Raw genomic sequence first — 13,885 nt, forward strand, 5'->3', positions numbered from 1 at the left:
TTTAGAAAGATTGTCAGGATAGCATAGTTGCAATGAATATAATTGTGGTAAATATAATTGTTGTATGATTAGGAAATCAAATGGGACTCTACACGATGGATGCTTGGAACAAAGCTATCGTATAGAGTCTTTTTGTATGCAGAAAGAGTGTTGTTTATACATACAATCAGAACTACAGATTAGTTGATAACCTGCTAATCGTAGCATTTTTACAGCACAAACTTTTTGAGATGATGGGTAGAGACAATTTTCAGATCGTGTACAGATTTTAGATCATGTGCAGAAGCGCTTTTGAGATCATGTGGGGAAATATAGTTCAGGCGAGAAAACAACTTATTTTATAAAAATTAAAATTTTTTAAAAATATATGTTGCCGACCACGTAAAAATAGTTTATATTTATGTTGCCGGCAACATAAAACATTAAAAATTCAAATAACCCAACAAAAAAGGAGTTTATTATGATGACCAACAATACAATGCAAGCGATTTTGATCGACCGTTACGGAGATGCTAACGTGCTAGAATTACGCGAAACGGATCGTCCTCAACCTCAGGAAAATGAAGTACTCGTCCGCATCGCTTATGCTTCGATGATTCCGTTGGATTGGAAAATTCGCAACGGCTGGCTGGAGCAAGTATTCCCGATCACATTCCCATACACTCCGGGATTTTACGCTTCCGGTATCGTTGAAACTGTAGGTTCACAAGTAACTGACCTGCAACCGGGCGACCGGGTTTTCGGAGACTTGCGCAGCTCATATGCTCAGTATGCGATTGCTGAAACAGGAGCGTTGGTCAAGCTGCCCGATTCCATTTCACTGCAAGATGCCGCTGCGATCAAAGCGGGAGCAGATTCCGCATGGAAAGCCTTGTTTCTTGAAGGCAATCTGCAAAGTGGACAAACTGTTCTGATCCACGCTGCTGCTGGCGGGGTTGGTCAATTCGCAGTACAGCTTGCCAAATGGAAAGGTGCTACGGTGATTGGAACTGCTTCGGCAGACAATGTTGATTTTGTACAATCGCTTGGTGCGGATCAAGTAATCGATTATCGCAGCGAAGATTTTGCCGCAATTGTACATGATGTTGATCTGGTTGTGGATACAGTTGGCGGAGATACAGAACAACGTTCCTGGGGTGTATTGAAGCAGGGCGGTATGCTCGTATCGCTCGTCGGTGATCCTGATGCCGAACAGGCTACGGCTCACGGCGTGACAGCAAAGTTCAATACCGTGTTCGCTGCTCGTGAACATTTGCTTCAGATCGTGAATCTGATCGCCGATGGTACGCTGAAAGTGGAAACAGGTCGCGTATATCCACTGAGCCAAGCCGGAGCAGCGCAGCAGTTCAGCGAACAGCGCCATGGACGTGGTCGAGTACTGCTCAACCCGGAAGCCTGATTCGGTTTGCGTATACTGGAATGGCTTCTATACAAATTGTATGATAGAGACAGCAGTATTCCGTATACGAACCAGAATCGCTTAGATACAATAGGAACAGCGTATTCAGAAGAAACGAGGACAATACAATGAATGACGAACAAGCTCACTCCGTTCCATCTTCTCAAGCTCACGATCCACATAGCCAAGAGGTGCATAGAGCTGCTGTAGATCATTCTTCTTCAGCACCTATGCGCGAATTCAGTGCGGGCGATCAATATCCAGTCAGCTTTGCGATCTTTGCCGCTGGACGTTCACACAAAGGATTGGCTGCTCAAATGCTACGCGAAGTCGGTCTATTTCCCGGGCAGGAAATTTTATTATTCCAGCTATGGGATCAAGATAGCCAATCGCAAAATAGTCTCGGACGCGCACTGCGACTGGATCATTCCACCGTCGCCAAATCTGTCAAACGATTAGAAGAAGCTGGGCTCGTATCCCGCTCCCGCTCACCGCAAGACGGTAGAGTTACGCTCGTATCACTAACCGATGCTGGACGAGCGCTAGAGCAGCAAGTAACCGAAGTGTGGCACCGTATGGAAGAAGCGACAACAGCAGGGCTTACAGAAGAAGAACTGACGATCCTAACAAAACTGGCACTAAAAGTCGCAGCCAATTTGGATAACCAACTAAAATAAAGCAGCTGCCACGAACCCATACACAAAATACAGCAAAAAGACCGTTCCTTCGCGAAACGGTCTTTTTTGCATGCTCGTATTATTTATGTACGCTGTCCCTATCTACATGTTCACCTTGGCATATATACAAGTATCCGTCCAACGCAGCCCATCCGCAGACAAATCCTCATTTTTCAAAATCCCCTCTAATTCAAATCCTAACCGTTCCGCTAATGCTCTGCTTTTCCAATTTGTGCTCTCGCACTGAATCGCCATCCTTCTAAATCCCAATCGCTCAAAACCAAGCTCTATTAACGCTTCAACAGCTTCAGCCATATATCCTTGTCCACTGCAACTACTACGAATCCAATATCCCAATTCACATTTCTTCACCTGATAATCAATGCCCTGCAAACTGACAACCCCGATAAATTGTGCCGATTCTTTGGAAAAAATCAGATACCGAAACCCTTCCCGACGTAGAAAACGCAAACGCGCCTGTTGCAAATCAATTTCCGTGTCCAATAATTCAGGAACACGTTGAGCAAATGGTAAAAACAGCATTAACTCATCCAACGACTCCCGTATAGCCGCATTCACAATAACCGAATCATGAATTTCGACTCTTCCAATCAAAGGCGAACGAATCAAAAGCCGCTCTGTCTCAACATATTCCGGTATAGGATCTGCCAAGGTATATGTCCCATTGTGTTCCTCATTATCCTGCATATCCATTCTATGTACTCCTTCACCCAATTATAGTTTTCTCACTACTCTACTACCACTACCCCCAAAAGCGCAATATTGCCTCCCACCCCCAAATTCGTATACGCGAAGCGTCCTATCCTTCCCAATATACAATTTCCTCACTTCTACCAATATTGCACTTTTCTTTCCCCATCAAACCAGTTAATATTTTTTCTAAGAGCGTCCCCCTAGCAAATATGGTTAATGATGAAGAGTACCACTATCCCAGTAGTATCATCTGAATGAACAGAAGCTCGCAGCAAGCGACAGTACAGTACATCTACCAGCTTAACGAAGAAAGGGGAATGACCACATGAGAGAAGGAACAACGATTTATGAAGTAGAACCGTGGGTAATCCGCGAGACTTCTTTTAATCCACAATACAATCGCCGCAGTGAAACCGTATTTACCGTAGCTAATGGGTATATCGGGATGAGAGGACATTTTGACGAAGGCATGAATGTGCCGGAAGTGGATGCGCTGAATGGTACATACCTGAACGGGTTTTATGATTCGGCAGATATTATATACGGAGAAGAAGCGTACGGATATGCTCGCAAACGGCAGACGATGCTTAACGTAACCGATAGCAAAATCATCGAACTATGGATTGAGGGCGAACGCTTCAATCTGCTAGCAGGGCGTATCGTTGATTACGAACGCGTACTGGATATGCAGACAGGCATCATGACTCGCTGTATTACATGGGAGAGTGGACGTGGACGTCTGATCTCGATTTGTATTGAGCGTCTTGTTTCGTTTGCGAATAAGCATGTGGCGATGATTCGTTACAAGGTCAAACCGCTGAACTTTTCCGGTGAGATTACGCTTGTATCCTCGTTAAATGGCGAAGTGCATAACGAGATTTCCGAAGGCGATCCGCGCGCAGGTGCGGCTTTTACCGGGCAGGTGCTGCATACGATTGACAAGTCCGAGGAAGGCACACGTATGTCGCTGGAGCAGCGCACGTCCGAGACAGAGTTCCATCTGCTGTGTGCCGCCGATCATCGTGCCAACCTCAAGCATGACGTGAAGACAGAGGAACACGAACAGCGGATGGATAAACATTTTATATTCAATCTGGAGCAGGATCAGGAAGCAATTTTGGAAAAAGGGATTGTCTATTATTCCTCCAAAGACTACGAGGTCGAGCATCTGGATATTCTCGCTCAATCTACACTCAAAGACGTAATAGAAGATGGATTTGACGAGCTAGCTACACTCCAACGTCAGCGTTTGGATGAATTTTGGGAAACGGCAGATATTCAGGTGGAAGGCGATGAGAAGCTACAGCAGGGATTGCGCTTCAATGCCTTCCATCTGTTCCAGTCAGTCGGTCGCGATGGGCTGACTAATATCGGTGCCAAAGGGATCACCGGCGAAGGGTATGAAGGTCACTATTTCTGGGATACGGAAACGTATATTATGCCGTTCTTCCTGTACACTCAGCCAGATCTGGCGCTTCGTTTGCTCGAATTCCGTTATCATACGCTACCCAAAGCGCGTGACCGTGCCGTAGAGATGGCTGCTTCCGGTGCCTTGTATCCGTGGCGGACGATTGGCGGGGAAGAAGTATCCGCGTATTATCCGGGCGGTACGGCACAATACCATATCGACGCCGATGTGGCACACGCGGTCATTCAATATAGCGAAGCTGCCGCAGACGAAGAATTTTTGCATACCAAAGGTATGGAGATTCTAGTGGAAACGTGTCGCTTCTTCTTATCCGTTGGCGATTGGATTCCGGGTAAGGGCTTCTGTATTAATGGAGTTACCGGACCAGATGAATATACAGCGATCGTCAACAACAATACGTATACGAATATTATGGTCAAAGACCAGCTGGAGTTTACCGTGCGTGAACTGCGCAACTGGCGCGATAACGACCGGGCGAATTACGAGTCGATGATCCAAAGCCCGATGGGCTTGTCCGACGATGAGATCAACGTATGGGAGCAGGCAGCAGAATCGATCTATATTCACCGTCAGAGTGGTCTGATCGGACAGGATGATTCGTTCTTGGATAAAGGCATTTGGGATTTTGAGAATACACCAGCAGACAAATATCCGCTGCTGCTGCATTTCCACCCACTGGTCATTTACCGTCATCAGGTGCTGAAGCAAGCGGACTTGATTTTGGCGATGTACATGCAAGGTCATCGCTTTACGAAAATGGAAAAAGTGCGTAACTATGCTTACTATGAGCCGCTGACTACGCATGATTCCTCTCTATCAGCAGCGATTCATGCTATTCTCGCTTCGGAACTTGGCACGATGGACCCGGCATATGATTTCTTCATTCAGTCAGCACGTATGGATCTGGATGATATTCATAACAACGTCAAGGACGGTATTCACGCCGCTTCGATGGCAGGTAGCTGGCTGACAATTGTCGGTGGATTTGCTGGTATGCGTCAGTATGCAGGCTTGCTACATTTTGAACCGAAGTTGCCACCGGGCTGGACACGTTATACGTTCCGCGTCCAATTCCAGAAGCGTCTATTGGAAATGACCATCGAACAGAATCAAACGACTTACAAATTGTTGCGCGGCGAACCGCTGCTGATCGACCATTATGGTGACCAGTATCTAGTTGCATTAACTCAGCCATTGGAAATGAAAAATCGTAAACTGGGTGCTGTCATTTTCGGTTTGGAAGGTGTACTGATTCCAATGCCAGAACTGGAGCAGCATTATGAGATGCCAGCAGAGAAAGAACGCGAACCTGCATTGGTCGGTGCTGCGGCAGACCAGCATGATTATGAGGCAGAAGATGAGAGTAAGAAGCCCAATACAGGACCAACCGGTAAGCTGTTCGACCAAGCGGTAAAACGCAATAAACAGGCAGCACAGGATGCTGCCGACAAAGCGGATAAGGAAGAAAAACAGCATCAACAGCAAGCTACCGCTACTGCGCAAAAGCAAGCGTCTTCTGCTAATACCAACGAACAATCATCTACCGAAGCGCAAGAGGAAGTTGTCCATCCACAAGAAGATGATAATCAAGATACAGTTAGTCAGCCAAATGTAGTGGATACGCCAGCAGAAAATAATAAATCAACCGATACGAACCGCACAGGTAACAAACGTGGTAAAGGTAAAGCTGCTGACAAAACAACCGCATCGCGTCCGCCAGCATCCAAAGATAATCCAGACGATACCGACAACCAACGTCTGAAAAAAGCATCTGCGAGTAACGATGAGCGTAGCGGCGAAGAAAATGCCCAAGTGTCAAGTCATTCATCGGATGATCAAAAGGCAATCAACCCTCCCGCTGCATCGGCACAAGGGGATGGTGAAGATACTGTGCTGGATACTGGACATGCCCCGGATGCACAGACTGAGCCAGCACTGCCAATTGATGAGATGAATGAGCAGGAAATGCATCGCGAATTCTTGTTACCAGGTGTGGAAAGTCTGCTTGCTCAGCTGCATGAACAAAATGTAAAAGTGCTGCTTGCTACCGATCGCCCGGATGCGCGCCAGATTCTGGAACGTCTTGGCATGGATCACTATTTTGCCTCTATCATTCAAGCGCAGGATATTACCCATCCGAAGCCAGACCCGGAAAGCTTCGTACTTGCTGCTGAATCAGTAGATGTACATCCATATCACTGTATGGTCGTTGAGGATTCACCAGAGTGCTTGCGCTCAGTTCGTCAGGCAGGGATGAAGACAATCGGGGTCAGCCTGCATCATATTATGGATCACGCACACTTTACCGTTGCCAGTCTGGAGCATTTAAATGCAGAAACGATGGAGCGGTGGATGGAGATTCCTTGATAATCCGTAATGCATATCGTACAAGAAAGCATATTGTACAAGCCGAACGTATATAGCATTATATAGCATGATGAATATACATGTAGCGAATACGGCTATGTAATCTGTTCCAAAGTAAATCCAGAGTTATAAAAAGGCACCTCCGATCTCCTGATCTACAGGAAGTCGGAGGTGCCTTTTATACAACCTATACAACCAAATCAAAAAGCGTCCATACCGGAATGCATATTCCGCATGGACGCTTTTCATAATACAATACAGATCAACATATACGATAGATGACAATGCACAGCAGAGATGGGATCAGCAACCGAAAGTTAGATCCAGTCACGTTTACGGAACGTGAAGAACATTGTCAAACCAAGTACGATCATAATACCGATCACCATCGGATAGCCGAAGGGCCATTTCAGCTCCGGCATATTCTCGAAGTTCATTCCATAAATGCCCGTAATGACCGTGAGCGGCATGAATATCGTCGTGATGGCGGTAAATACGCGCATAATTTCATTCGCACGATTGGCGATACTCGACTGGTACGCCTCTCGTAAGTTGCCCATCAGATCGCGGAATGTATCAAACATCTCAGATACTTTCACGGCATTCTCGTACACGTCACTAAAATATTTTTGCAGCTGATCGTCGATCAGGCGCAGGTCTTTTTTGTTGAGCGTATTAATAACCTCGCGCTGTGGACCAAGTACCCGTTTGAGCCACAGAATCTCACCGCGCAGACCAATAATTTCGTTCAGATGCGACTTTTTCGTATTCATCAGAATACTTTCTTCCAGCCGCTCGACTTGATCTTCGATCCGATCGCCAACGGTGAAATAGTTATCCACCACCAGATCGACCAGCAGATACATGAATTTGTCTGGACGACTCACTTCCTCTTCCCACAAAATCGGTTTGAGGGTGCGCAGCTCACTGATTTTCTGTTTGGTCACGGTAATAATAAAATGACGTCCCAAGAAAATGTTCAGTGCGCGCAGGAAAATCTCTTCATCGTCAAAACGAATACTGTTTACAACGATAAAGTAGTGATTTTCATAAATTTCGATTTTTGGACGCTGCTCCTCATCGCCCATCATGTCCTCAACCGCCAGATCATGCAGCATAAAGAGTGGCTGAAGCAGGATCAGATCATCAAGACCAGCGTCTATCCAGTAGAAACCTTCCTCCGGTGCAACTAGTGTTTCATTAACATCCTCAACCAGCGTGAAATTGCCGGCGTTTACGTGCCGAATTTTCATAATATGCTCTACTCCTTTTTCATATAAATGAGCAGGAAAGAGACGGCAATTGTACACACTTATTTAAAGCTTCGCTATAATCTGAAAATTACATTTTCAACATGGCGCGCTCCTCCGGTATCCTCTTGTCGTTTTCTTCCTGCGATATGGTGGAATCTTCTTGCCAGCTACTCCTCGGGTCGCCTTCCATCTTGAAATTCACCTCTTTGAAATAAATTGAATACCAACATGTTTTACGAAAAACATGAAAATACGCCAAATACTTGTTAAGTATACCGTGGCGACAGCAGGCTTTCAAGCTTAATTCATCACGTCACGATATAAGTTGTATATCGGTAGAACTTACCCTTGACGATAGGTATGACGATGGTATACGATATCGTATATCCAATCCGGTGAGCTTCCATCTGGAACATCCCATATTGGAATAAATGATAACGTGTCTTTCTATTTTTTACCCCATAATCAAATACAGCGAATCTTATCAAGAGCAGGCGGAGGGACTAGCCCTATGAAGCCCGGCAACCGGCAGTCATATACTGTACGGTGCTAATTCTAGCAGAGATACAGGTACATCCTACGATGAAGTATCTGGTATCTGCTGACAGATGAGAGAGGCGCTATATAGACGCATCCTTTGCGGATATGACCTTTCTCAGTATGTTTTGGAGAAAGGTCTTTTTGCGTTACACATCGCAACTCTCCTTCCATCATGCGGGCAGCTGCTCGGCTGTATTATCCACACATTTCAAGGAGTGAATCAGTATGCCAATCAAAATTCCAGACAGTTTACCGGCGAAAGAGATCCTTTCCGGGGAAAATATTTTCGTGATGGATGAATCGCGCGCGTACCAGCAGGATATTCGTCCGCTGCGCATCGCGTTGTTGAACCTCATGCCGACGAAGGAGACGACCGAAACGCAATTGCTGCGGTTGCTCAGTAACAGTCCGCTGCAAGTGGACATTTACTTGCTGCATACGCGTTCCCACACATCCAAAAACACATCTGCTGAGTACCTGAACGCCTTTTACAAAACCTTTCCAGAAGTCAAGCATCTACGCTTTGACGGTCTGATCGTCACCGGTGCGCCAGTGGAGACGATGGATTTTGAAGATGTGAATTACTGGGAAGAGATTCAGGAAATTTTCGAATGGAGCAAATCCAACGTCACCTCGACGATGCACATCTGTTGGGCATCACAGGCTGGCTTATATCACCACTTCGGCGTACCAAAAGTCGATCTGCCGGAGAAATGCTTTGGTGTATTCCCGCATACGCTCAACAAAAATAATGTGCAACTGCTGCGAGGATTCGACGAATTATATTTTGCCCCGCATTCCCGTCATACCGAAGTGCGGCGCGAAGATATTGAGAACGTACCAGAGCTAGAAATTCTATCCGAGTCGGAAGATGCCGGTATCTACATCGTAGCGACAAAAGACGGCAAACAAATTTTCGTCACCGGTCATTCCGAATATGATCCATTATCTCTGAAATGGGAATACGACCGCGATATCGCACGCGGTATGGACATCGCTGTCCCGAAAAATTACTATCCAAACGACGATCCAACTCGCACGCCGCCGTCGATCTGGCGCGCGCATGCAAACTTGCTGTTCTCCAACTGGTTGAACTATTACGTGTATCAAGAAACTCCGTACGATCTGGAAGCAAGCAAAGCCGAAATCGGTCTGTATTCCATTTAAACAGTAGAGACTATATCAAAAGAGATCATATCAAACTTGAATTGGATATCTGAGGAGGAAGTAACATATGACGGAACACAAAAAGAATGAATCTTCACTTAGTATTGAAAGCCGGTTAGCCCAGATTGGGTCGATCCATGAGCCGGTAACAGGAGCTGTGAATTTCCCCATTTACCATTCGACTGCATTCCGTCATCCAGCACTTGGGCAAAGTACAGGCTTTGACTATATTCGTACAACCAACCCGACTCGCGCTGTACTGGAAGAAGCGGCAGCTGGACTGGAATCCGGTGATGCAGGGTTTGCCTGTAGCTCCGGCATGGCGGCACTGCAAACGATCTTCGCGCTGTTTGGTCAGGGCGATCATCTGATCGTCTCGCTTGATCTGTATGGCGGAACGTATCGTTTGCTGGAACGCATCCTGTCCAAATTTGGCATCACTGCATCTTATGTAGACACGAACGATCTGGAAGCGATGGACAACATCGTACAGGACAACACCAAAGCGGTATTTATCGAAACGCCGACCAATCCGCTAATGATGATTACCGATATCGAAGCGGTAGCGACATGGGCGAAACAGTACAACCTGCTGACCATCGTGGATAACACGCTGCTATCGCCATTTTTCCAACGTCCGATTGAGCTGGGGGCGGACATCGTTGTACACAGTGCGACCAAATATCTGGGCGGACATAACGACGTACTCGCCGGATTGATCATTACCAAAGGTAAAGAGTTGTCTGATGAGATGGCATTTCTGCACAATTCGATTGGCGCAGTACTGTCACCAACCGATTCGTATCAGCTGATGAAAGGCATGAAGACGTTGGCGCTGCGTATGGAGCGTCATGAATACAACGCAACAACAATTGCGAACCATCTGCTAGAGCATCCGCAAATTGCCGAAGTGTTCTATCCTGCATTGCCAGATCATCCGGGGCATGAGGTACAGAATCGTCAATCTAGCGGTAACACGGGGATTTTCTCTTTTAAAGTGAAAGATGCTCGTTATATTAAACCGATCTTGAGCAATATTAAACTGATCGCCTTTGCTGAAAGTCTGGGCGGTGTGGAATCGTTAATGACCTATCCAGCGATTCAAACGCATGCAGATATTCCACTCGAAATCCGTGATGCAATCGGCGTTGACGATCGTCTACTACGTTTCTCCGTGGGAATTGAACATGTAAATGACCTGATCGCCGATCTGGATCAGGCACTGGAAGCAGCACGTATCGAAGTAGAAGGAGCGTGATTGGACATGACCCATTCCGGCAACGAACAGAACAAGAGCGGTGTGACGCAGCTAGACCCTGCACAAGCTAACAGTCACGCTCATTCCGGGCGCGGCGCGGCTGGCAAGTCATACAAAGAACGCAGCTTTGAAACGAAATTGATCCATTTTGGTGCCGAGATTGATCCGGTAACAGGTGCATCTAGTGTGCCGATTTATCAGGCGTCGACTTTTCATCAGGAAGATATTCTGAATCCACCGCAGCATGATTACAGCCGTTCTGGTAATCCGACGCGGCAGGCGCTGGAAGATTATATTGCGCTGTTGGAAGGCGGAGCGCGCGGATTTGCCTTTGCTTCGGGCATGGCTGCCATTTCGACCGCATTTCTAATCCTGTCCGCAGGCGATCATGTCATTGTGACTGAAGATGTGTACGGTGGAACGTATCGTTTTCTAACGACCGTGCTGAACCGGATGAATATTGAAATCAGCTTTGTCGATATGACCAATCTGGAGCAAGTGAAAGGCGCACTGCGTCCGAATACGCGCGCCGTTTATATGGAAACGCCATCCAATCCGACGTTGAAAATTACGGATATCGGTGCAGTGACGAAGTGGGCGCAGGACAATCATCTGTTGACGATGCTGGACAATACCTTTATGACCCCGTATTACCAGCGTCCGATTGAACTGGGTGTGGATATTATTCTGCACAGTGCGACCAAGTTTCTGTGTGGTCACAGTGATGTGCTGGCAGGGCTCGCTGTTGCTCGTACCCCAGAGCTGGGCAAACAACTCAAGCATCTGCAAAATGGACTCGGCACCGTACTCGGTCCGCAGGATTCGTGGCTGTTAATGCGCGGCATGAAGACGCTCGGCGCGCGTATGGCACATACCGAGAAAAGCACCGCGATTATCGCTGACTGGCTGAACAACCGCGATGATATTCAGGCGCTATATTATCCGGGGCTGAGCAGTCATCCGGGTCATGCGATTCAAGCGGCACAGTCCAGCGGCTTTGGCTCGGTACTATCGTTTGATGTCGGTTCTGGTGAACGTGCCAAGCAGGTACTGGATCGTGTGCAGTTGCCACTGGTAGCGGTAAGTCTGGGAGCAGTCGAAAGCATTCTGTCCTATCCGCCAACGATGTCACACGCCGCAATGGGTGCGACCGTTCGTGCAGAGCGCGGCATTACGGATGGTCTGCTGCGCTTGTCGGTTGGGCTAGAAGATGTCAACGATCTGATCGCAGATCTGGAGCAGGCGTTGGAAGATTGATTTTGGATGTAATGATCTTCAGAAAGTGAGTATCCCTTTTGATGTAGATAAGACGAAAAGTCATGGATTACTATGAACTTGATCTTATTTATGTTAAAAGGGATTTTTTCTTGGATTGATATGATTGAAAACAAATTTATTATTGTATAGGAGGATGTAAATTTGGCAATAGTCACATCAACTATAATTGCTGTAGCTACTTTTTTGTTTACTGTTTTTAAATATTTTAATGAGAAAAAAGAAAATAGACGCAATGTTGAATTTGATCAATATATAAGAATACTTGATAGAGTCGCAGGTAGGCATCCAGATGGAAAACTGATGGTTGAGACACAGCAAATTTCCGCTGTTTATCAACTACTCGAATTTAAAAATTTTAACTATATTACATTGCCTATACTCATTCATTACAAAGAAAAGTTTGCTAGTGAAGAAGATTCGAGCTTCATCAGAGCAATCAATGATGTATACAGCAAGATTTCGCAATAAACTGAAACATTATATTTTGAAGTGTATTGCAAACGTTATCAATAACAACTGCCGTTTATATCCCATCTCAACGGGTAATGACCATACGTAAGTAACATCCGTGAAGCATGATGACATGTAGCCATTTTGTTTCTCAAAAAACATCACACGGAGGACCTAACTATGACTCATAATACTTACCCTTTTGAAGATTCTGTTGTACTCATTACCGGCGCTAGCACAGGTATTGGACGTGCAGTTGCTGCTGCTTTTTTGGAAAATGGCGCCAAGGTCGTACTGGCTGCGCGCAGTGAAGATAAGTTGTATGAAGTAGTGGATCGTTACAATGATGATCGGTATCTAATCGTACCGACTGATGTGCGTGTTCGCGCACAGGTAGATGCATTGGTTGAAAAGGCAGTAGAGCGCTTTGGCAAATTGGATGTTGTGATTAGCAACGCTGGTGTCAGCGTGGTCGGTCCTATCGAAGAATTAACCGATGAGGACTGGGACAATATGCGTGCGACTAACATCGACGCTCAGATTTATCTGGCACGCGCTGCTACGCCTCATCTGGTGAAGTCGCAAGGCTCGCTGATTGCCACCTCATCTGTATCTGGTCTTGCTGGCGATTGGCCACACCCGGGGTATAATGCGACCAAAGGTGCAGTCAGTCTGTTCGTCCAATCGCTGGCATTACAGCTCGGTGAAAAAGGGGTACGTGTTAATGCAATCGCTCCGGCATTTACGATCACCGAGATGACCAAGCCTATGATCGAAGAGGGCGGTCAGGAAGTCGTAGAGAAGTTCAAATCTCGCGTTACCCTACAACGCATCGCCGAAGCGGAAGATGTCGCACCAGCGTATCTGTTCCTCGCCAGCCCGGATGCCAAATACATCACTGGCGTAATCCTGCCAGTCGATGGCGGTACGAGCGCATCCAACGGTCAGGGCAACTCTCCGCGTGAATTTGGCAATTAACCGTACAGAATATGCATGAAACGATATGAGCAAACGGTACACCAAGATTCATATAAGATTTAAATACACGACTGTATGATACAGTTGGAACATAGGATGAAATTATCCTTTCTTAGTTCATACCAAATCCAACAGCCGTTCGGCATCATATTCTGAAATGTTATATTGGTGTATCAATTGAATCCAACCGAGCGTTTTGCGAAGCGGGTATTCCGATTAGGAACCTGCTTCGCATTTTATATATACTTGCTTATATCCGAAAACCGAATTTTTCGGCAAACTTCTTCATAAAAAAGATACTCTTCATCATTCCATCCCTGTTTTTAAAATGTGAAATATGTTACGATAGTACATGTCGTTATTGATTATTTTAAT

General features: G+C 46.2%; 10 protein-coding genes and 1 riboswitch. Of the genes, 8 read left to right on the forward strand and 2 right to left on the reverse strand.

Annotated features, from left to right (window positions below; all coding sequences use genetic code 11):
* Positions 1-460 precede the first annotated feature (460 nt).
* Positions 461-1,399: an NADP-dependent oxidoreductase gene (locus tag ACDE64_RS06865; RefSeq protein ID WP_411349453.1), complete on the forward strand. Its 939-nt coding sequence runs from the start codon at positions 461-463 to the stop codon at positions 1,397-1,399.
* Between the two features lie 128 nt (positions 1,400-1,527).
* On the forward strand, positions 1,528-2,076 hold the full coding sequence (locus ACDE64_RS06870) for a MarR family winged helix-turn-helix transcriptional regulator (protein WP_411349454.1): 549 nt from the start codon (positions 1,528-1,530) through the stop codon (positions 2,074-2,076).
* A 102-nt stretch (positions 2,077-2,178) separates the two neighbouring features.
* Here the strand turns inward: ACDE64_RS06870 and ACDE64_RS06875 are convergent, their stop codons facing one another.
* Positions 2,179-2,790, reverse strand: coding sequence for a GNAT family N-acetyltransferase (locus ACDE64_RS06875; RefSeq protein WP_411349455.1), 612 nt, complete (start codon positions 2,788-2,790; stop codon positions 2,179-2,181).
* Between the two features lie 325 nt (positions 2,791-3,115).
* Between ACDE64_RS06875 and ACDE64_RS06880 the strand changes: the two genes are divergently transcribed.
* Complete coding sequence (locus tag ACDE64_RS06880; protein ID WP_411349456.1) at positions 3,116-6,586, forward strand: HAD-IA family hydrolase; 3,471 nt, start codon at positions 3,116-3,118, stop codon at positions 6,584-6,586.
* A gap of 317 nt (positions 6,587-6,903) precedes the next feature.
* On the opposite strand, the gene corA is transcribed toward ACDE64_RS06880, so the two are convergent.
* On the reverse strand, positions 6,904-7,839 hold the full coding sequence (gene corA, locus ACDE64_RS06885) for a magnesium/cobalt transporter CorA (protein WP_411345737.1): 936 nt from the start codon (positions 7,837-7,839) through the stop codon (positions 6,904-6,906).
* A 478-nt stretch (positions 7,840-8,317) separates the two neighbouring features.
* A riboswitch (SAM riboswitch) is annotated at positions 8,318-8,454 on the forward strand.
* A gap of 150 nt (positions 8,455-8,604) precedes the next feature.
* Here corA and metA point away from each other — a divergent pair.
* From metA to ACDE64_RS06910, 5 genes are all read left to right on the forward strand, one after another.
* Positions 8,605-9,546 (forward strand): homoserine O-succinyltransferase, encoded by a 942-nt coding sequence (gene metA / locus ACDE64_RS06890; RefSeq protein ID WP_411349457.1) that lies wholly within the window; start codon positions 8,605-8,607, stop codon positions 9,544-9,546.
* A gap of 67 nt (positions 9,547-9,613) precedes the next feature.
* The gene (locus ACDE64_RS06895; protein ID WP_411349458.1) at positions 9,614-10,804 is read left to right on the forward strand and encodes an aminotransferase class I/II-fold pyridoxal phosphate-dependent enzyme; all 1,191 of its coding nucleotides are present in this window, start codon (positions 9,614-9,616) and stop codon (positions 10,802-10,804) included.
* Between the two features lie 6 nt (positions 10,805-10,810).
* Positions 10,811-12,061 (forward strand): PLP-dependent transferase, encoded by a 1,251-nt coding sequence (locus ACDE64_RS06900; protein ID WP_411349459.1) that lies wholly within the window; start codon positions 10,811-10,813, stop codon positions 12,059-12,061.
* Between the two features lie 162 nt (positions 12,062-12,223).
* The gene (locus ACDE64_RS06905) at positions 12,224-12,550 is read left to right on the forward strand and encodes a hypothetical protein (protein ID WP_411349460.1); all 327 of its coding nucleotides are present in this window, start codon (positions 12,224-12,226) and stop codon (positions 12,548-12,550) included.
* A gap of 162 nt (positions 12,551-12,712) precedes the next feature.
* Positions 12,713-13,510 (forward strand): SDR family NAD(P)-dependent oxidoreductase, encoded by a 798-nt coding sequence (locus ACDE64_RS06910; RefSeq protein ID WP_411345742.1) that lies wholly within the window; start codon positions 12,713-12,715, stop codon positions 13,508-13,510.
* Positions 13,511-13,885: the final 375 nt, after the last annotated feature.

Origin of the sequence: Paenibacillus sp. WLX2291, from assembly GCF_046603665.1 — a bacterium.
Classification (GTDB): domain Bacteria; phylum Bacillota; class Bacilli; order Paenibacillales; family Paenibacillaceae; genus Saccharibacillus.